The sequence below is a fragment of the Paenibacillus lemnae genome, from assembly GCF_012933385.1.
Taxonomy (GTDB): domain Bacteria; phylum Bacillota; class Bacilli; order Paenibacillales; family Paenibacillaceae; genus Paenibacillus_AQ; species Paenibacillus_AQ lemnae.
The window spans coordinates 25,471-46,004 of sequence record NZ_JABBPN010000006.1; the positions used below are offsets into that span (position 1 = coordinate 25,471).

The 20,534-nt window shown below is 48.8% G+C and carries 16 protein-coding genes; 4 read left to right on the forward strand and 12 right to left on the reverse strand.

Translation table 11 applies throughout. The annotated features are described in order from the left end of the window. Positions 1-198 precede the first annotated feature (198 nt). From HII30_RS08640 to HII30_RS08660, 5 genes are all read right to left on the reverse strand, one after another. Entirely contained in the window at positions 199-2,001 is a 1,803-nt protein-coding gene (locus tag HII30_RS08640) for an ABC transporter ATP-binding protein (RefSeq protein WP_169504621.1), read from the reverse strand. Continuing rightward, the gene (locus HII30_RS08645) at positions 1,998-3,794 is read right to left on the reverse strand and encodes an ABC transporter ATP-binding protein (RefSeq protein WP_169504622.1); all 1,797 of its coding nucleotides are present in this window, start codon (positions 3,792-3,794) and stop codon (positions 1,998-2,000) included. Before HII30_RS08645 ends, HII30_RS08640 begins: the two co-directional genes overlap by 4 nt. 588 nt (positions 3,795-4,382) lie before the next feature. After that, the gene (locus HII30_RS08650) at positions 4,383-5,396 is read right to left on the reverse strand and encodes a zinc-binding alcohol dehydrogenase family protein (protein ID WP_169504623.1); all 1,014 of its coding nucleotides are present in this window, start codon (positions 5,394-5,396) and stop codon (positions 4,383-4,385) included. Then, complete coding sequence (locus tag HII30_RS08655) at positions 5,393-6,343, reverse strand: aldo/keto reductase (protein WP_169504624.1); 951 nt, start codon at positions 6,341-6,343, stop codon at positions 5,393-5,395. The genes HII30_RS08650 and HII30_RS08655 overlap by 4 nt, the downstream gene beginning before the upstream one ends. Beyond that, on the reverse strand, positions 6,343-7,215 hold the full coding sequence (locus tag HII30_RS08660) for an amidohydrolase family protein (protein ID WP_169504625.1): 873 nt from the start codon (positions 7,213-7,215) through the stop codon (positions 6,343-6,345). Before HII30_RS08660 ends, HII30_RS08655 begins: the two co-directional genes overlap by 1 nt. Before the next feature lie 126 nt (positions 7,216-7,341). On the opposite strand from HII30_RS08660, the gene HII30_RS08665 reads away from it, so the two are divergent. Next, positions 7,342-8,199, forward strand: coding sequence for an AraC family transcriptional regulator (locus HII30_RS08665; protein ID WP_169504626.1), 858 nt, complete (start codon positions 7,342-7,344; stop codon positions 8,197-8,199). A gap of 98 nt (positions 8,200-8,297) precedes the next feature. On the opposite strand, the gene HII30_RS08670 is transcribed toward HII30_RS08665, so the two are convergent. Together HII30_RS08670 and HII30_RS08675 are read right to left on the reverse strand one after the other, a co-directional pair. Beyond that, on the reverse strand, positions 8,298-10,700 hold the full coding sequence (locus tag HII30_RS08670; RefSeq protein ID WP_169504627.1) for a glycoside hydrolase family 95 protein: 2,403 nt from the start codon (positions 10,698-10,700) through the stop codon (positions 8,298-8,300). Positions 10,701-10,793: 93 nt separating this feature from the next. Beyond that, on the reverse strand, positions 10,794-11,600 hold the full coding sequence (locus tag HII30_RS08675; RefSeq protein ID WP_169504628.1) for an AraC family transcriptional regulator: 807 nt from the start codon (positions 11,598-11,600) through the stop codon (positions 10,794-10,796). 125 nt (positions 11,601-11,725) lie between these two features. On the opposite strand from HII30_RS08675, the gene HII30_RS08680 reads away from it, so the two are divergent. Then, the gene (locus HII30_RS08680) at positions 11,726-12,541 is read left to right on the forward strand and encodes a phytanoyl-CoA dioxygenase family protein (RefSeq protein WP_169504629.1); all 816 of its coding nucleotides are present in this window, start codon (positions 11,726-11,728) and stop codon (positions 12,539-12,541) included. Between the two features lie 124 nt (positions 12,542-12,665). Here HII30_RS08680 and HII30_RS08685 read toward each other — a convergent pair whose 3' ends face one another. From HII30_RS08685 to nirB, 5 genes are all read right to left on the reverse strand, one after another. Then, positions 12,666-13,733: a suppressor of fused domain protein gene (locus HII30_RS08685; protein WP_169504630.1), complete on the reverse strand. Its 1,068-nt coding sequence runs from the start codon at positions 13,731-13,733 to the stop codon at positions 12,666-12,668. Between the two features lie 68 nt (positions 13,734-13,801). After that, a complete protein-coding gene (locus tag HII30_RS08690) occupies positions 13,802-14,602 on the reverse strand; it encodes a hypothetical protein (RefSeq protein WP_169504631.1) in 801 nt (266 codons plus the stop codon). 208 nt (positions 14,603-14,810) lie between these two features. Further along, on the reverse strand, positions 14,811-15,608 hold the full coding sequence (gene cobA / locus HII30_RS08695; protein ID WP_169504632.1) for a uroporphyrinogen-III C-methyltransferase: 798 nt from the start codon (positions 15,606-15,608) through the stop codon (positions 14,811-14,813). 41 nt (positions 15,609-15,649) lie between these two features. Beyond that, entirely contained in the window at positions 15,650-15,988 is a 339-nt protein-coding gene (gene nirD / locus HII30_RS08700; RefSeq protein WP_169504633.1) for a nitrite reductase small subunit NirD, read from the reverse strand. Between the two features lie 14 nt (positions 15,989-16,002). Beyond that, positions 16,003-18,435, reverse strand: coding sequence for a nitrite reductase large subunit NirB (nirB, locus tag HII30_RS08705; RefSeq protein WP_169504634.1), 2,433 nt, complete (start codon positions 18,433-18,435; stop codon positions 16,003-16,005). 316 nt (positions 18,436-18,751) lie between these two features. Here nirB and HII30_RS08710 point away from each other — a divergent pair, with 316 nt between their 5' ends. Together HII30_RS08710 and HII30_RS08715 are read left to right on the forward strand one after the other, a co-directional pair. Further along, positions 18,752-19,375 (forward strand): ANTAR domain-containing response regulator, encoded by a 624-nt coding sequence (locus HII30_RS08710; RefSeq protein WP_169504635.1) that lies wholly within the window; start codon positions 18,752-18,754, stop codon positions 19,373-19,375. Further along, positions 19,372-20,406 (forward strand): anthranilate phosphoribosyltransferase, encoded by a 1,035-nt coding sequence (locus HII30_RS08715; RefSeq protein WP_169504636.1) that lies wholly within the window; start codon positions 19,372-19,374, stop codon positions 20,404-20,406. Before HII30_RS08710 ends, HII30_RS08715 begins: the two co-directional genes overlap by 4 nt. Positions 20,407-20,534 lie beyond the last annotated feature (128 nt).

Consider the following 20,534-nt stretch of genomic DNA (forward strand, 5'->3'; position numbering starts at 1 on the left):
TAGCTGTTCTTATAACGATATAGAATTTGACAAAAAAGGGGCCTCTAAGATCAAAGATCTTAGAGGCCCCGCCCCATTTTGCTGCAGCATGATGCTGTGGCTGCCACACATATCGAGCCATTCCCGAGCCCGGGCCGGGTCTAGCCCCAATGTATGCGGAAAACCACATACATTCCCACAGGAGGGCCGGGTTTGTAACTAAGTTTTGGCGGTTAGTACCGTCTCCACGGGTTCTTTTGTCTTCTCGGCAGCAGATTCACCCTGCCACAAGAGGCGCATTTCCTGACTGGATGTCAGAAGTTCGGACAGGGTACCTTCAGATTCAATCTCTCCATCCTTCAGCACGATAATATGGTCCGCTTTGGAGAGCGCAGCTCTCCGGTGAGAGACCGCGATGCAAGTAACGTTACGTTCCTGGAACAGGCCATTCCATACTTGCTGCTCTGTTTCCACATCCAGCGCACTGGATAAATCATCGAAGATATACAGATCTGCACCAGTCATCAGCATCCGGGCTGTTGCAGCCCGCTGGATTTGGCCGCCGGAGAGCATCACGCCACGAGGACCGACAGCAGTTTCAAGGCCTTGATCGAGGTTCTGGATGTCTTTGTCCATGACTGACAGCCGGATCGCACGTTCCAGCGAAGATTCAACCTGACTTCGCTTCCCGGAAACCACATTCTCCCGAAGCGAGTCGCTGAATAACCGAGGGACCTGAGGCGTATACGCTGCCCGAGGCGGCATGAAGAATGCTGCCGGGTTCACTTCTGTTCCGTTCCAGGTAATGCTTCCTGCCTGCTTTGGCAGCAGTCCGAGCAGTGTGCGAACCAGTGTGGATTTGCCTGAGCCTATCCTTCCGGTAATGACGACGAATTGTCCGCGCTTAATGGAAAGGTCAATATCCCGGATACCATTGTCACTTCCAGGGTATTGATATGTCAGTGAAGAGACCGTAAGCTCTTGCAGCTGATCGTCGGGAGATCGCTTTACTTCCGCCACATCAGGCGGATCCTGGTTCAGATACGTTTCCCGGTATTCCATAATCCGGTCTTCTTCACCCGGCCTGAACAGCATACACATACGGTCGAATGAGACCTTCAGCCGTTTATGTTGGAAAACCATATAACCGAATAGTGAGATACTGAAGCCGATATTCGCCAGATACGTGTTGAACAGAGCAAAATCTCCGACGGTGAATCGGCCGGCCTGCATCTCTGCTGCGCACATCAGGAGAATCAGACCTGTACAGATGCTGAGTACATGCTGATTCAAGGAACGAATCCACTGCTTGAAGAGATTATCTTTCAAAGCGGCCTGCCTGCGGTCTTCATTCAGCTTCATAAATCGTTGATGTACATCATCCTCAGCCTGTCCCAGCTTCAATGCCTGAACAGCTCCAAAAGTTTCTGCAATAAAGCTGGTGATGCGTCCAGTGGCTTCCTTGTTTTTTTGTCCATATTGCCGTGCTCTGTTTCCGGACAGATTGTTCAGCAGGGTGACTACCACGAGTGGCAGCACAGCGACCAGCATGATCTTCCAGTTAATCATCGCCATCACGACAACAGAGACCAGGGCAAACACCAAGCGGCCCCAAAAATCTACCCAGGATTCCACATATTCCACGACTTCATCAACATCATCCCGGAAGCGGCTCATGGCTTCCCCCGGAGAAGCCGGGAGATTACGGCCAGGCCAGCGCATAATCCCGGACAGCATGTTGGTCCTTAAAATAGCCTGAATATGGTAGATGTACGTCACCCATGCATAAAATGCAGCGAAAAACGTGCCTACCCGCATGAAGCGGATGACCGCTATAAAAATGAGCGGTGCAGCCAGCCATACGTAGTCAGGCGAGTTCGCCGTGGCCCGGTCGAAGAACCACTGCATCCCGAGTCCAATAAACAGCGGCAGTGAGTGAAAGATGCACCACAGAATGCCATTGATCAGGAAGAGTGCTGGTCTGAAACGAAACAGACGGCCGATAAAGGTGGTCATACTCATGCCAATTCCTCCTTTTGTCCGGACGACAGCAGCTTGGCGTAATGGGAGTTGGGATCCAGCGCAAGCTGCTCCCGCCCGCCGAATTCCAGAATCTTTCCGCCTCCCAGCACCATGATGCGGTCCACCTGCTCCAGCGTAGACAAACGATGAGCAATAATAATGCCAGTACAATGCTCCATCATCTGATCCACTGCCGTCTGCAGTATGGACTCTGTAGCGGCATCGAGTCTGGAAGAAGGCTCATCCAGGATCACAAGACTTGGCTGTGTCAGAAATACGCGGGTCAGTGCGAACAGCTGCGCTTCCCCTGCAGACAAGGACGCCCCGCCAGCAGACAAATGTGTATCCAGCCCTTCTGGTTGAGCGTCAATCCAGTGGCTGAGGCCAAGCCGCTGTGTCGTCTCCATAATAAATTCATCCGAGATCTGATCATCAAACAGCGTTAGATTGTCCCTAAGAGACCCGTCGAACAGCTGAACATCCTGGGTCACCATGCCGACACGGCGATACAGATCAGGCAGCTCCAGTTGAGTAATGTCCACACCACCGATTTCAATACGGCCGCTGTTGATGTTATACAGCCTGAGCATAACCCGGCTCAGACTTGACTTTCCGCTGCCCGTGCGCCCAATAATACCGAGCCGTTCACCAGGCCGCAGAGAGAATGTAATATGCTGCAGCACCGGTTTATCTGGATTATAGCTGAACGTGACATCTTTAAATGCCAGGCCAAGCGGTCCATCCGGAAGGGTATTCTTCGTACCGCTCACGATTTCGCTGCGCTGGGATAAGAGCTCTCTGGAACGAAGCATACCGGATTTGGCTTTTTGAAATTCCTGGACCTGGTCTCCCAGCTGTTCAATCGGCTCATTCAGCATTTGTGTATATTGATAAATGAGAAACAAGGTACCCAGTGTGATATCCCCGCTCAAGTAATATCGAACGCCTAAAAGGAGGACAACAGTGACCGCGATCGCGAACAGCACGACCGTGGTGTTCCAGGGAATAACGCGCATCATCCAGGCTCTGCGGCCCTTCAGGAATACTGCACGCATCAGCCGGTGAAACCGGTTCATGACATAAGATACGTGTCCGTTGGTCTGCACATCTTCAATACCCGCGATCCGCTCTTCAATTAAACCAAACAACGAAGCGCTCGCCTCCCGTTCATTCTTGGAAGATTGGACACCGAGATTACGAACAAACATCATGAAGAGGACGGACAATGCGGTGAAGATGGTCATGACCAGCGCGATCGGTACGTTCACCGTAAACATATATCCGAGGATTCCGGCTAACAGTACGAAGCTGCCGATAACCTGCACAATGAACATCGCGAAGAAATTGGAAATATTCGTTACGTCTCCATCGACCCGCTCGATCATCTCACCAGGCGTCTTCTGATTATGAAATTTCATATCGAGGCGCAAACAATGCTTAAGCAGATCGCCCCGCAGCCGGTTAGTCGAACGCCATGCGACATCGTTTCCCAGGTAACTGACAAATACCGTAATCAGCTGATTAAAGACCGCCACAATGAGAAACAGTCCAGCCAGCTTCAACAGTGTGGTCATCACTTCTCCTGCAGCAGCCGTATCAATAAATTGTTTGACGATCTGCGGCTGGATCAACTGCAGGCCGGTAGAGGACAGCAGCAGGGTCAGCAGTATAAACAGGCGCCCTTTTACCGGTTTTAAGTATTGAAGCAGCCACGTCATGGATAATTTTTGGTTATTTTCTTTTTGCTTGAGATTTTCAATTTGATTCGATGATACTGTAGTTTGTTGGGACATGTTCGCCCACCTCCGAAACATTCAAATATGTAGATACCAAACTCACGAACGAAGCTAAGAAGAATCCAGACAAGCCCAGCCTGTTCCTCTAAAGAATTGGTCATGTACCCAAATTGTCATATCCAACAGCTCCTCACTTTTTAATTTTGATCATATACAGCAACTTGTTTGGATCAGCAGTTCGTTCATTAATAGTGGAAAACCATCACCCCCTTACAAAAAAATGGAAGGATAAACATGCTAAAAAGCCACAGATGAATTCAAGTTCATCTGCAGCTTTATGTGAAAATAGAAATACAGCTGAAGCCTAAGCATTCAGCTGTATTTCCTAATAGCACAGCAATAATGAAAGAATTTCATGACAGGAAGCATGACAAGATCATCAGACTGTTAAGAATTGTATACATAGACAATCGTCCACGTATCGATAGCAGCCTTAATATGATTCACCTGTTGCATGCTTTATTTAGTTAAGCTAAAAAACCTGTCATTGTGTTTTTCATTATTATCCACCCGTTCAATTAAATTTATTTTCATTCTAGTCGCTGTTCACAAAATTGTAAAGAGTTTTTTAATGGACTCTTTCATTTACAAGGTAATCATGGCTTTGATCACACCATTGGCGGGATCTGTCCAGCGGCTGAACTGCTCCGGCATATCTACAAAAGAAACCTGGTGTGTGATGTAGCGGCCGAAATCCAGATTGCCTTGACGGACCACCTCAATCACATGTTCGAAATCCGCGAGTGTCGCATTACGGCTTGCAAGCAGAGACAGCTCTCTTTTGTGGAATTCAGGATCATTAAAAGTAAGCTCTCGGTTCACCAGCCCCACAAATACCAGTGTGCCTCCATGAGCGGGATATAGAAAAGAAGCTTCCATGGCACCAGCATTGCCGGTTGCATCAAAGACGACAGATGGCATATCGCCATTGGTGATTTCTTTCAGCTGTTCCTGTACAGAACTGCGGGCATTTACCGTATGAGAAGCCCCAGCCCACTCTTTACAGAAAGCAAGGCGCTCATCGTTAATATCCACGGCGATGACCGAAGCGCCAGCCTGCTTTGCAAATGCCATAACCCCGAGACCGATCGGTCCGGCGCCGACAACAGCCACACACTCACCAGGGGTCAGCTGAGCCCGGCGTACGGCATGAGCGCCAATCGCCAGCGGCTCAATGACAGCCGTTTGTTCCAGTGTGAGGCCCTGCGTGTTAATCAGATGAGTTACAGGCACGGAGACTTTCTCTCTCATACCTCCATCGACATGAACGCCCATGACCTTCATGTCTGTACAACAGTTGGTTTTCCCATTTCGGCAGGCGATACAGCTGCCGCAATGCAGATATGGGATGATCGTAACCTGATCCCCTGCCTGAAAGCCATGGTTCTGCCCATCCACTTCCTCAATCACGCCGGCAAGCTCATGACCTAAAATGCGGGGATATTGGAAGAATGGCTGATTGCCTTGAAAGGCATGCAGGTCGGTTCCGCAGATGCCTACTCTTTGAATGTTTACAATAGCATGCCCTTGGGTCAGTACCGGTGGTTCACTGTCCTTCATCTCCCATTGCCCGGGCTGCTCACAGATCAGTGTCTTCAACGTACTTCACCTGCCTTGCTGTTGTATTCCGGACGGCCGCTGACCCAGGTCTGATTATGGATCGGCTCAAGGATCTTCAGCACCTCAGACAGCAGATGTTCATCCATCGGCTCAGCACTCCATTTCGCGTTGCGCACTATGTTGGCCGGAGTTGCCGTGCTGACAAGGGTTGTAGGAATATCCGGGTTGGAGGTAGAGAACTGCACAGCCAGCTTCGCAATATCCTCCCCCTGGTCTTTGCAGAATTGAGCGGCCTTCTGGCAGGTTTCTTGAATCTCACGGCTTGCCGGATGCCATTCTGGTGCACCGCGCAGGCTCAGCAGTCCCATGGACAGCGGGGAAGCATTAACCAAGCCCACTCCTTTTTCCTGCAGCAGAGGTAGCAGACGGAGCAGAGAAGTGTCATTCAGCGAATAATGACAATATGAGATAATGGCATCGACATCGGCTTGCGGAAGTATGATTTCAAACAGCTCAAGAGGCAGTCCGCAAATACCGCTGTTGCGAATTTTTCCTTGAGTCTTTAAATCATGGAGTGCTGGCAGTGCCTCTTCTAAAATGATCTTTTTATCAACGAATTCAATATCATGCAAAAATAAAATATCCAGGTAATCCGTGTGCAGGCGTGCCAAACTTTCTTCTACACTGGCGTAAATTCGCGATGCACTGAAGTCAAATTCATCTTCACCGTAGCGTCCGGCTTTGGTGCTAAGGAAATATCGGTCCCGGGATACATCTTTCAAGGCTTTGCCAAGAACCGTCTCCGCTTTCGTTAATCCGTAATAAGGGGACACATCGATCAGGTTAATACCTGCATCCAAGGCTTCGTGAACGGTTCGGATACTCTCGGATTCATCCGTTTCGCGGAAGACAGAACCGAGAGAAGAAGCTCCAAAGCTGAGTGCCGAAACGTCCATTCCTGTATTGCCAAGTGTTCTGTATTTCATCACAAATTCTCCTTTTCTGCGGAAGCTTTGATCTTATAAAATCGTTTGGCGTTTTCCCCGAACAAGCCAGCTTGTTCGTTCTCGCCAAAGTTCGAAGGCAGCGCGGAAACCAGAATATCCATCACTTCATCATAGGTACCTGCCATAAGACATACCGGCCAATCGCTGCCGAACATGACGCGGTCACTGCCGAAGCTGTCCATAACTTCAGTGATATAAGGAACAAAATCTTCTTTCGACCACCCATGAGGATCCGCTTCTGTTACCATTCCGGATATTTTGCAGTACACGTTAGAATGATTTGCGATTCGATGAATCTGATCACTCCAAGTCTCCCTCTGAGATCCCGCAATATCCGGTTTTCCGATATGGTCCAGGACCGCATGCAGTCCAGGGACCCTGTCCAGCATTTCCGCCAGCGTCTCCAGCTGATCCGAAGTCACGAGCAAATCAACAGGTACACCGTGTTCTGCGTACTTCTTCAAGGCTTCAATATAAGCGTCATCCAAAATAACGGATGGATCCGGCATATCCTGAATCATGATGCGAAACCCGGCATACTTCTCATACGCTGCACATTGTTCATAGTGATTCCAGTGGTTCAAATCCTGCAGATCCAAATATCCTACGACCCCAATGACAGAGGGCTCATCTGCGGTCATTTTTAATAAATACTTGGTTTCTTCTATAGTGGGAGCCGCTTGAACGACGATGGTGTGCTGAATATTATGCTTCTCTAAATTTGGCAACAAGTCATCTGGCAAAAAATCGCGGTACAAAACAGGGATATCCGGCGTAATCCAGCCATAATCCCCTCGCTCAATACTCCAGTAATGCTGGTGTGCATCGATCCGGATATGCTTGCTGTTCATGAAGGTCCCTCCTGCATACATCTGAAATTGATTTCATTTTATCATCATTATGGTAGAATGTAAGGGCTGTATCATGCTAAATTATGCTCTATATTGATGTTGATTGGGGTGAGAAGCTTGAATCTCATGGACAAAAAGTTTGACGATAACGGGCGTTACCCATATCACCTGGTTTATCAGGATACGAAATCACCGCAGCGCGAGCTGCCGGATCATGTCCATAACTGGTTCGAGCTGGTTTATGTACATCATGGACAGGGAGTGTTCTTTATTAATCAGACCTTCTATGACATGAATGAAGGCAGCCTGTTTTTGATTCCTGGAGACACGATACACCGGGCTTTTCCTGATGCAGATGCGCCAGTTACTTCATCCGCCATATTTTTCAACGCATCCTGGATACGTCAAGGCGAGCAGGAGTCCGACTTTTCTGTGCTGCGCTGCTTTGAACTTGCTGCACGAAACAACCGGTACCGGCTGTCCCTCTCAAATGAAGCCCGAGTTTTGATTGTCAAGCATCTTCAATTCATGCATGAAGAACAGCTGCAGCAGAAACCTGGATACCGTCAGGCGACTTTTCTGCATCTGCAGCAATTTCTGCTCTTCATGACGCGTCATATGCTGGATCAGAACAAGGATCAGGTACCGACCTCTGCCTCCCAGCCGCTTTGGATGAAAGAATCCTTACAGTATATCGACCGAAATCTTTCAGCTGACTTGAGACTTGCCTCATTATGCAAAAAAGCTTCAGTAACACCCTCCCATTTCTCCCGGGTATTCCGCCAGCTGACCGGTATGACTCTAACCGATTACGTGGTTGCCAAAAGAGTCGTTTATGCCAAGGAACTGCTGATCCGTACAGATGACACCAGTCATGACATTGCCGTGCAGTGCGGGTTTGAGAGCAGCTCTTATTTCTTTAAAGTGTTTAAGAAACTGACAGGCGTTACTCCTCTTCATTACCGAAAAACAAACCGGTTTTAAACAGGAAACAGCCCGTCAGAATCTTCTACACATGATCCTGCGGACTGTTTGTTTAAGCTGTTATCAGTGGTCAGCTTGTTAAGATAGCTCTAGTAGTATTAAACAGAGGTTACTTTCCCTGTTGAAAATGTCAGTGTGTATGTTCGGCCTGGGGCTGCTTCGAATGAAATACGGTCATCTCCTCCAGCCGCAGCAATCTTCTGCTCCTGTCCATTGGAATGGATCGAATCTACTATGGAGGCCGCTTTGGTTCGAATGACACTCAAACCTCCCCGGTCTGATGTGATCTCGGCTTTCAGAATTTGTCCGTCCTTCCATTCAAGATCTACCGTATATCCTCCTCTCGCCCGCAGTCCCTTCACTGACCCCTCGGTCCATGAAGATGGCAGAGCAGGCAGCAGCCGGATGACTCCATTGTGTGACTGCATAAGCATCTCAGCAACACCGGCAGTAAAGCCGAAATTGCCGTCAATTTGGAACGGCGGATGTGCTCCGAACAAATTCGGGTAGATTCCACCGCCCGTGACAGAAGTTCCTTCTTCCCTGACTACATGCAGGACATTATCAATGAGCCCCAGCGTATGATCGCCGTCACCCAGACGTGCCCACAGATTGATTTTCCAAGCCAGACTCCAGCCTGTTCCAATATCACTGCGCCGCTCCAGAGATGTCTTGACCGCTTCAATCAGTTCAGGCGTTTCTTCTACCGTGAGCTGACTCCCCGGATACACGCCAAATAGATGAGACACATGACGATGATGAATATCTTCATCCTCGAAATCATAATGCCATTCCTGAAGCTGACCGTGTTTCCCGATCTGGTAAGGCATCAAACGTTCTAATGCAGACGCAATCTCATTCGTAAAGTCATCCTGAATGTCCAGCACGTCTGACGCTTGCAAACAGTGAGTGAACAGATCATGGATCAGAGCCAAATCCATAGCTGCACCTTTGCTTGTACCGTGCAGCTTACCATCTTCTGTCCTGAATTTATGCTCCGGTGAAGATGAAGGTGAGGTAACCAGATGTCCATCCGCTTCTTCTTGCAGCCAGTCCAGACAGAAAAGCGCAGCATCTTTCATTACTGGAAATGCCTGATCTCTAAGATAATGCAGGTCTCCCCCAAATTCATAATGCTCCCATAAATGTTGGCTCAGCCAAGGTCCCGCCATATACCAGCTGGCCCATACCGGGTCTCCGTGACCGTATGCACCAACCGGTGCAGACTGGCACCACACATCACTGTTATGATGGGCTACCCATCCTCTTGCCCCGTAATTGATATCCGCTGTGCGCCGGCCCAATTCCGCAAGATGCTGAACAAAACTCAGCAGCGGCTCATGACATTCAGACAAGTTGCAGGTTTCGGCCAGCCAATAATTCATTTCTGCATTAATATTCAGCGTATAGTTGCTGCTCCAAGGCGGTCTCATTTTATCATTCCAGATTCCCTGCAGATTGGCAGCCTGCGTACCTGGTCTGGAACTTGAAATCAGGAGATACCGGCCGTATTGAAATAACAGCTCAATGGATCGTTTGTCCTGGGAACGATAAGACGAGATTCTTTCATCGGTTGAGAGATTTGCCGGAATATCCAGAGAATCAGGACCGAGATCTAGTTCAACCCGGTTAAATAAAGACTGATAATCTTTGATGTGTTCCTCATACAGCTCTGTGTAACCCTTATCCAAGGCTTCCTTCAACCACTGTTCAGAGCGTGCCTCAGCCTGGATCGAGCTGTCTTCCGGTTTGGTCTTGTAATCCTCAAAGTTTGTCGAGGTACTCAGGTACAGAGTCAGACTTTGGGCAGATTGAACATGAAGGCCGTCATGGTCGGCATAATGGGTACCTCCCTCTACCTTCCAAGCGATCCGGACATCAAAATCCAGTCCGGATTCCCCATACTTAATCGGCTGACCGTTACTATAGTAGCTCGGATCCACATGTTCAGGTGCCCTGCCTTGAAGAATGAACCGGTCGGAAGTATTGCCGGTCTTATGCCGCAGCGGACTCCAAAGCCTTGCCGTAAGATTTAATTGATCAGGCTCACTCGCTTCCAGCTTCATCACCAGAACTTGTGCAGGTTGAGAAATAAAAGCAGTACGCTTATATTGTGTGGTGCCAATGGTATAAGAAGTGTGCACCGCAGCTTCTGAGATATCCAGTTTTCGCTCATAGCGGGAGGCCGAGTTTCCGTGATCATGCTGGATATGTAAAGACCCCAGGGGAAGGTAAGACTGCGTGTAAGGGCCCATCAGCTCCCGGCTTTTTTGATCTGCTTCAGCGTATTGATCCTGATTGATCAATTGACGAAGATCCTGAAGCGCCTGCCTGGCTTGTTTATTACTATGGTCCTTAGGTGTTCCAGACCATAAAGTATCATCGTTAAGGTGCAGAACCTCCTGCTCGACCCCTCCCATGACAATGGCTCCAATCCTGCCATTGCCTAATGGCAGTCCTTCCGTCCACCTTGAAGCGGGATGATGGTATTTTAAATGCATACGCTACCTCCTATAAACGTTGTATTAGTTCCATACTAACAACAAAACGCCGTATGAATACGCTCTAATCAAGCGTTTTCATGCTCTGTGTTGTTATTCCTTCTTTAGTGATTTATACGACCGGGGGCTCACACCAAACTGTTTGCGGAATAAAGCGGCAAAATGATTATAATTGTTAAATCCGACATCTTGAGCGGCTTCAGCAGCCGTCCGGTCCATATGCTCCATCATACTGGCAGCCTGTGTGATTCGCATGCGGTTCACATATTCAATGATACCTTCACCCGTTTCCTGCTTAAACAAATGAGAGAATCGGGATACAGAGAGACGAGCAGCGGCAGCAAGATCCTTCACCCGGATTTGATTATGCATAGACTGAGATAAAGTTTGCAGCGTCTCTACAATCCGGGGATCACGTTTATTCCGGAACTGCCGGGCAAGCAGAAGAATCATTTCACGGATCGAATTTTCGCAGAAAGAATACCAGTAATCCGAGCGTTCTCCAGCGTGGTAGAACACATGATCATATGCGGACAAGACCCGCTGCCTGGCATACCCCTCAGGGATTCCAGCTGCCAAAACCTCTTCCTGTGGTAGATATCCAATCTCCTGTAGGCTGCGAAAGTGAATCCACAGGAATTCCCACTCCTGCTCTCCTTTAACTGTGCCGTATTCATGTGGAATGTATTCCCGCAGCAGGCATAGTTCATGTGCTCTTGTCGTCTTTCTGCCGCCCGGTGTAAGAAAATATCCTTGTCCACGCAGCGTATAGACCAGCAGCAGATCCCCACGCCCCTGAGGTCTACGCACTCCATAGGAGTGATCGGCAGTAATATGACCACAAATAATCTCTCCAATATCAGCGGCTTCGTAAGGAACAATCGGCAAGCGGGTATCCATCATCAGCCTCCTGATTTATTAAGAATAGCAGAATCCATACAGTTTTCAGCTGAAATACTGCTTCTCCTTCATTATGAATACAGGTAAGATGTTGTCAATCTTATTATTTATTATAAAGGAGCTGTATGAAAGTGGAGAAATATATAAACAGACTGACACAAGAGCAGCTGGACCATTTTCAGACCGAAGGTTATCTCATCGTCAAAGGATTATTTACAGAGGAGCATTTGCTGGAAATCGATCATACCTTTGACGAAATGAGCAGTCAATTCATACCTGGCTATTATGAGCCTGAATTGTCTGCAGGCACAGAGGATCCGCTTAAACGATATCCTCGGGTCATGCATCCGCACAGATTTAATGAAACAGCCAAAAGATATATGCTGCATGAGCCGGTACTGGAAGTCCTGGAACAGCTCTATGGGGAAGAGGCGCTGGCGGCTCAAAGTATGTTCTACTACAAGCCTCCTGGCTCACGCGGCCAGGCTCTGCATCAGGACAACTTTTATTTACAGGTCGAACCCGGCAACTGCATTGCTGCCTGGACAGCCATCGATCCCGCTACACTGGAGAACGGCGGCCTGCTCATTGTTCCGAAAACTAGTGAACATGAGATCGAATGTCCGGAGCTGGCAGATGAAAGTGAATCGTTCACGACTCATTTCGTTAAGCCTCCCAAACATTCAAGTCCTATTCCTGCAATTATGGATCGGGGAGATGTGTTATTCTTTAACGGCAACCTGATCCATGGTTCCTACCGCAACAAAACCAAGGATCAGTTCCGTCGAGCCTTTATCTGCCATTACGCAAACGCTTCAGCCCTTCGCATCAACGAACATTACCGGCCACTGTACCGTGCTGACGGAACAGCAGTGGACCTCGATATTAACCCTGATGGCGGACCATGCGGTGTAGAATTTCAACCCCTGTATCCACATTGAGGTTTCATCAGAGATCCAGATAAATAAAACGCACGATGCGGGAAAGTCTGTAACTATAAAGCTAGGAAATCTTCCCGTATCGTGTGAATCCTCTATTCTTATCAGGGCATGAATCCAGCCTGAATTATCCGATGACCTTCACCACATGTCCATCCTGATCTTTGATCTTGGTCTCGATAATGTGTATCGAAAGGTTTGGAATCGAGGTCAAAATAATTTGACCCTTCTTAGGCTCAAGTTTGCCGCTGATCTCTTCCACAGCACTTTGGTCTAATGAGATGGTGACTTTGCCATTCTCCTCAGACCAGCCAGATGTGTCACCAGCCCGGAACTGAACAGTAAGCTCCCTGCCTGCGAATGTTAACTCCCGGTGTTTGGGAATTCGGCCGGTTAATAGCTTGCCAGCCGCGGCTGCCTGCTTCGCTCCTAAAGTTAATATCGCTGGTGTTCTCCGAAAAAGGCTCTTCTTCCCTGGCTCCCATCCTAATTGATCTACAAAGAGAAATCCGGTACTGGATCCGTCATTTTCCATGCCATCCTGGACTTTCTCCTGCACTTCAGGTATATGCATGACAGACTCCCGTTCTAAATCAGTAATGAAGCACGGAATGTATTTAACAGCTGATTCGAGTACACCGATTGTGTTCCAAACTTGCATAGCTTCAAGTTCATCTGCTGTAATACCCAGCATCTGTATAAACTCCATACGCCCGTTTGGTGTTTCTCGTAGTGAAAGAGCGGGGTCCTGAATAAAAGCTAATGCTGTCAGTTCAGTTTCAGCCTGGAGACAGATAGGACCATTCGCATCCAGATAATCTCCAGGACGGAACACATTACCGCTGTTAAATACATATCTGCCCATGTTCTGAAGCAGGTTAAGTGCCCATGCCGGCGGCTCCTCTTCACCTGACTGCCTCATTAGCCTGAACGTGAGCTCAAAACCGTATCCGCTGATATCCGGGTCTTCCGATTCCTTCTCATACAGTTCTGTAAACCCGTAGGTCACAAAATGCCAATGAGGCAGAGGTTCATTTACTGCATATGCACTGATCCCTTTCAGTGGATCGTGACCGCCGAGTTCATACGGAATCAACGTGCCATAGTGTTTGGGTTCAAAATCTCCATATAATGTTGATAATGACTGATCAATCGCATCCCAGCCGTAAGCCTGTTCTTCTTCCTCATTCTTCAAGAGTCAACACCTCCAGGAATGATCATAACCTGTTGGTGGAATCAGAACAAATATCCGGGCCAGTACAATCAGCGGGTTAGTTTGTTTTCCGCAGCAGCAATCAGGCGCTGTATTTCCTTTTCCCACCCTAGTATTTTCTGATGTGAAGCATTCATTTTCTTTAACTCAGTCAGCAGCAGATTCAGCTCAGCTGCAGCCGTAATCGCATTCCCAGTCTTTACAGCACTCTTGTAACGTTTGTCGGCTGCAGATTTACGCTTATTCATGTCTGCAATGCTTTTGTTTTCCGCTGTAATTAGTTTTTTGACTGCACTTACCGGGATGAGTGCATCCTTGACAACCTTATCTTTTGCCGCTTTCTGTTTCTTCGCAGCAGACAATGCATCATATTTCTTCTTGATATCCAGCCGGGCTGCTGCTGCCTCCTCCTTAATTCTATTGCGCTTCAGGTCGTACATCAGCGCACTCTTAGTGTTCTTAGCTTTACGTGCGGCCGCAGCCTGCTTACCCAGCTCGGTATACTCGGCAAGCAGCGGCGCATGCTGCTGTTTCGTCTTATCATATGAAGCCTGCAGTTGATCCACTTTGCTCTTATCGATCCCCTTGATCGATGCATTCAGTCGGCTCAACCTGTTATTATTCAACTTTCTAAGCTGAGTAATCTCCTGCTTGATCACCTTGTTGGATAACTCTACAGCTTCAAAGCTATCGTAGAGCAGCTCAACACTCTTCAATGCAGCATCCCAAGAGGAGCTGGCTGCTAGAGCCGGAGACCCCATTCCTGTAATCCCTAAGCCTAGAACTAAACAAATTAAAGATGTCATCCATAAATGCTTCAAACCCTGCGCACGCGACGTGTTCATCCTCATCATAACCCTCTCCTTATTTCAAATGGTATAAACGCAAAAAAAGCACCTCTGCCAAACAAGCTGACTACAGCTCGTTCAGCGAGGTGCTTCTCCCGCTTCAAAATATTAAATACAATATAATCCATAAAACAAATGATGTCAACAAAATAAAGAACATTTGTTCCCGGTAGATCGATTCATGAAATTCACCCATCTTTCACCCTAGCGTTCAACCCGTTCTTTCCTGGGCTGCGGCGGCTAATTGAAGGAGCTGCTCGCGAACCAGAACCACATCCCCAACTATGATGAGTGCCGGGTTTTGTACATGCAGTGCTGAGGCTATCTGATGAATGTTTCCCAGCGTGCCAGTAATGACTCTTTCTTCCGGGCAGGTTCCCTGTTCTACAATGGCAGCAGGAGTAGATTTCGGTCTGCCGCCATTAACTAAAGCGCGGCTGATTTCCGGCATATTGCTGACGCCCATATAGATCACCAAAGTATCGACAGACTGAGCAAGAAGATCCCATCTGACACCGGTGCTGTTCTCAGAACAGCAGGTCCCACTCACCAAAGCTACAGAGGTGCTGCAGCCCCGGTGTGTCAGCGGGATACCTGATGAGGATGCTGCCCCTGCTGCCGCAGTGACCCCCGGAATGATCTCATAAGGGATGCCTTTGGCCGCCATCTCCCCTGCTTCTTCACCGCCTCGGCCAAAGATAAAGGGATCGCCTCCCTTAAGGCGGACTACATCCAAACCGGACAAGGCATACTCAGCCATCTGTTTCTGAATCTGTTCCTGAGGAACAGAATGCAGCCCGGGAGCTTTACCGCAATAGTGAAGTTGAGCTCCCTTCTTCGCATGCTGGAGCAGCTGTTCATTGACTAGCCGATCATACATAATGACATCTGCTCCCTGGATACATCGAAGCGCTTTAAGTGTAATTAATTCCGGATCGCCGGGACCGGCACCTACTATATGGACAGTCCCGGGACGGTTATGGGGTAACGTCCTTAACCCTTCCTTCATGCTCCTCACTCCCTCTATAAAGGTTTGGTCACCAGCTGCAATCAGGAAGCAGCGCTGTCGCCTACATTTAACACGTCCAAGTAAACAGCTCCGCTTACGGGGTCGACTTCGACCGGGTAGGTTCTCACATGTCCATGATCCGGTGCTTGGACTGTACCGCTGTACAGTTCAATTTTCCAATCATGCAGGGGACAGTGAACATGGCTGCCGCAAACCATACCTTCCGACAGCTTGCCGCCTTTATGAGGACATTTATTCTCAACAGCAAAGATACTGCCATCCGATAAACGGAATAATGCAATCTCTACGCCATTCCATATATAAGTCCGGGAGCCTTTGCGATCAATTTCGGATGCATAACCCACATGTATTCTAACCATTTCTTTTCTCCTCCTCAGCCTTGGATTGGCTCGGCCTCTGTAAGCCGAATGAAATTTTTACGAAGCTCGGGCTCGGATAAAATCTCTTTCCATGGGTCCTTCTGTGTGGAGATTGCGGTCTTCAAGCGTTCTCCCAAAGCTGTGCGTACTTCCTTGTCCTTCAAAGCTTCCTTTACATGATCCAGTCCAACCCGGCCAATCCAGATGGAAGTACGCTCATTCCATTCGGCCTGCTCACGGTAATACTGCAGAAAAGCGCTGGCCCATTCTACGACTTCATCTTCGGTTTTGACCACACACAGCAGCTCGGTCGCTCTGACATGAACCCCGCCGTTTCCTCCAACATGAAGCTCCCAGCCGCCATCAATAGCAACGACGCCAAAATCCTTAATCGTCGCTTCAGCACAGTTGCGGGGACATCCCGATACGGCGAGCTTCACTTTGGCCGGCGTGCTCAGACGTTCGAATTCTTTCTCCAACCGGACGCCCATTCCGATGGAGTCCTGGGTTCCAAAACGGCAGAAGGTGGATCCCACACATGTTTTGACTGTTCTCAGTGCCTTGCCATAGGCATAACCGGACGGCATATCCAGCTCTTCCCACATGCGCGGAAGATCCTCTTTCTTAACGCCGAGTAAATCGATCCGCTGACCGCCTGTTATTTTGACCATAGGGACATCAAAACGTTCGGCGACTTCGGCGATTTTCTTCAGCTCCGCTGGGGAAGTGACACCGCCATAGATTCTGGGAACAACCGAATACGTGCCGTCCTTCTGGATGTTTCCGTGATATCTTTCATTGGTGAAGCGGGACTCTTTCTCATCCTTATAAGATTCAGGGTACAGCATTCCCAGATAATAGTTCAGCGACGGACGGCATTTCGCGCAGCCCTCCGGATGATCCCAGCCCAGAACATTCATGACTTCCTTCGTGCTTTTCAATCCCATTTTGGTGATTTCCGCAACAATTTCATCCCGATTCAGCGTTGTGCACCCGCAGATTCCTTCTTTAACAGGCGTTCCTGCCTCATCTCCGGCATACAGCTTTACTAGCCCTTCCACCAGCGGCTTGCAGCCGCCGCATGATGCGGAAGCTTTGGTACAAGCTTTCACGGAAGCCGCTGATGTGCATCCCTGATTGAGCACCGCATCCTTGATCGTACCTTTAGACACCCCATTGCAGCCGCAGATAATTTCTTCCTCCGGAAGCTCTGCCAGCCTCTGCTCCGCAGACACCGTACTGCCGCCTGGTGCAAATCCGAGCAGGAGCTCTTTCTCTCTCCCTTGAATGGATTCTCCGCTCTTCATGATAGAGAATAAACGGGATCCATCCGAGGTGTCCCCGAACAAAACGGCTCCGATCAGCTTGTTATCTTTCATGACGATTTTTTTATATATCCCATCCAACTCGTCCTGGTACCTCAGCGAGCGGCTGCCTTCGGGATCACCAAAATGTCCTGCAGAGAATACATCGACTCCGGATACCTTCAGTTTGGTTGATGTCACCGAACCGGCGTATCCTATTGTCTCCACTTCCGCCAAACGTTTTGCCAGCACATCACCCTGCTCATACAGAGGGGCTACCAGACCGTAAGCGATCCCCCGGTGTTCTGCACACTCACCCAGCGCATATATACCAGGGATACTGGATTGCATATAGTCGTCGACGACGATGCCGCGGTTCACTGCAAGACCCGACGACTGGGCAAGTGCAACATTGGGTTTGATTCCTACTGCCATAACCACGAGATCAGCATCCAGTGAAGTGCCGTCTGTAAAACGCAGCTCCTTTACCCTTTTTCTGCCCAAAATAGCCTCGGTGTTTTTCTTAAGCAAAAACGTCATGCCCTGCTTCTCCAGTTCCTCCTGCAGCATACCGGCAGCCGCTCGATCCAGCTGACGGTCCATCAGATAATCTCCGATGTGAATGACAGATACCTCCATCCCAAGATGCAGGAGTCCTCTGGCAGCTTCAAGGCCCAGCAGTCCGCCACCGATCACTGCCGCTTTCTTATACTGCTTGGAAGTCTGAAGCATGATTTCACAATCTCTGATATCCCGAAATGCGATTACGCCTTCTTTATCCGCACCGGGCAGTGGAAGCATAAATGGATTTGAGCCTGTGGCAAAAATTAAAATATCGTATGTGGCAGCTGCTCCGCGATCCGAGATAACTTGACGATTCACCGTATCGATGCCCGTTACCGTATGGCCTGAAAGGAGCTGAATACCGTGCTCTTGATACCAGTCCCAGCCGTTAATGATAATGTCCTGCATATCTGCTCCGCCGGCGAGCACGGATGAAAGCATAATCCGGTTATAGTTCGGATGAGGCTCACTCCCGAAAATCGTAATTTCATATTTGTCCGGAGCGAGCTTCAGCAAATGCTCGATCGTTCGCACTCCGGCCATTCCATTGCCGATCATCACCAATTTTTGTTTTGCCATGCTTATCTCTCCCCTCAACGATAAATGCTCTTAGTAATGACCGCTGTCCTTGATAAAACATAAAAAGCCTGTATTTCCACTGAAGAGTTCAGACTCTTCTTCTTGTGAAAACACAGGCTCCATTGCCGTGATAAGGATACATCGTTGTATCCAGAAATATGAAGTTCTTGTTCGAAATATACAACTTTTAAATTCGGTTGTCAACATAATTAACATCAAAAACGAAATTTTAAAATAAATATCGACACTTTTACATTATTTGTGTTATATAATTTAACATGTAAAAAGTATTTACTCATGAAGGGAGCGTCAACCCATGCGTTCACTGCTGGTCATCCATCATATGACAACCGCTGCAGCCCAGCATGATTCACAGACCAAGACGCTTCTTCCGGAACAAATCCTTCGTTCTTTCGGCTACCAGGTTATAGCAGCCCGAAATGAAAAACAAGCCTTAGCCGGCTTGAAGGAATCGGATGGAGCCGTTCTTCACCTTCCTCTGGAGGGAATCAAAAGCTGGAATGATAAGCTGGAACAGCATAAATCGATGCCGATCCTCTGGTGGTGCAGTGATATTACGGCAGGCCGCTCGCTCGAAGCATGTGAGGATGAGGTAGTGATCGATGGACTGCTGTTCCCTTCGATGAATGAACATGAGCTTCACTGGTCATTACATTTCAGCTCCAAGCATTTTTACGCCCGGCAGCAGTGGAGAGATGAGAAGCGCCAGCTGCAGGCGAGAATCGAAGAACGCAAGTGGATTGACATGGCCAAGGGCATATTGTGTGAAATGAAAAACATTACGGAATCCGAAGCTTACGATATTCTTCGCAAACAGGCCATGAATGAGAGAAAACGAATGGTCGATGTGGCGACCTCGATCGTCAAGCTGTATCAGCTGCTCCAGGAATCCGGTTCAGGAGGTGCATCAAAGCCATGATTCACTTATTAAAAGAAGTCGGCCGGGGAAAGCGCGGTGCACGTGATTTAAGCTATGAAGAAGCGATCCAGGCAGCAGAGTCGATCCTCGGACTTCAGGCCTCACCAGCCCAGATCGGAGCCTTCCTGATGGCGGAACGCATCAAGATGGAAAGTGTAGAGGAGCTGCAGGCGTTTGTCAAAACAGCCCGAAAGGCTGCACACCGGCACCCGATGCAGGGAGGCATAGATTGTGCTGCTCCCTATGATGGCAGAAAATCCTCATTTATCGCCTCCATTGCGACAGCTTTTATTCTTGCTGCAGCCGGACTGCCGGTAACCCTGCATGGTGCAGCAGCTCTGCCTCCCAAATGGGGCGTGACTCTTTCCGATGTATTTATGTCTGCCGGAATCCATGCCAAAGCGCTGCAGCGTGACAGCTGTATCCAGGCGGCCGAGAAGACCGGGGTGTTATATGTTCATGCTGAAGAATGGTGCCCACCCTTAAAACAGCTTCGGCCGATTCGTGAGGAACTGGGCATGAGAACAGTGCTGAATACGGTTGAAAAGTTGATCGACTATTCTTCTTCCCCATTCCTGTCGTTCGGCGTATTCCATAATACGGTGTTCGACCGCATGACCCGCTTAATGGAGCAGCTGGGATATCAGCAGTCCATGATTATACAGGGAAGCGAGGGTTCAGATGAGCTTTATATCCACCGGCCAACAAGAACCTGCCGCATGGAACACGGCCAGGCCGTTCTTCAGATGATCGATCCGGAGGCCTTCGGACTGGATACGCCGGTGCCAGAGAGAGAATGGTCAGCACCCCTCCAGGCTGAGACGACAGATGCCGTGCTTCGCGGCGAAGCCGATATGGCTTTTATACACCAGGTTCTTTTGAACGGGGGTGTTCGACTGCATCTGGCAGGCCGGGTTCTGTCGATCGAGGAAGGAATCTACACCTGTAAGGCCGTCCTGGAGTCAGGAGAGCCTTACAAACTGTACACCACCTGGCTGAAAATGCTGAAAAAAGAGCCGCAAGCGGTTTGATGACTAGCCACAACAAAAAAAGCAGCAAAGAGGCTATCTCATAATTAAGCTTTTAAATTATGAAGCAGCTGCCGCCCTGATTTCAGGTGATTGACTCAATAAGCTCGGTTTCCGGGCTTATTTTTTCA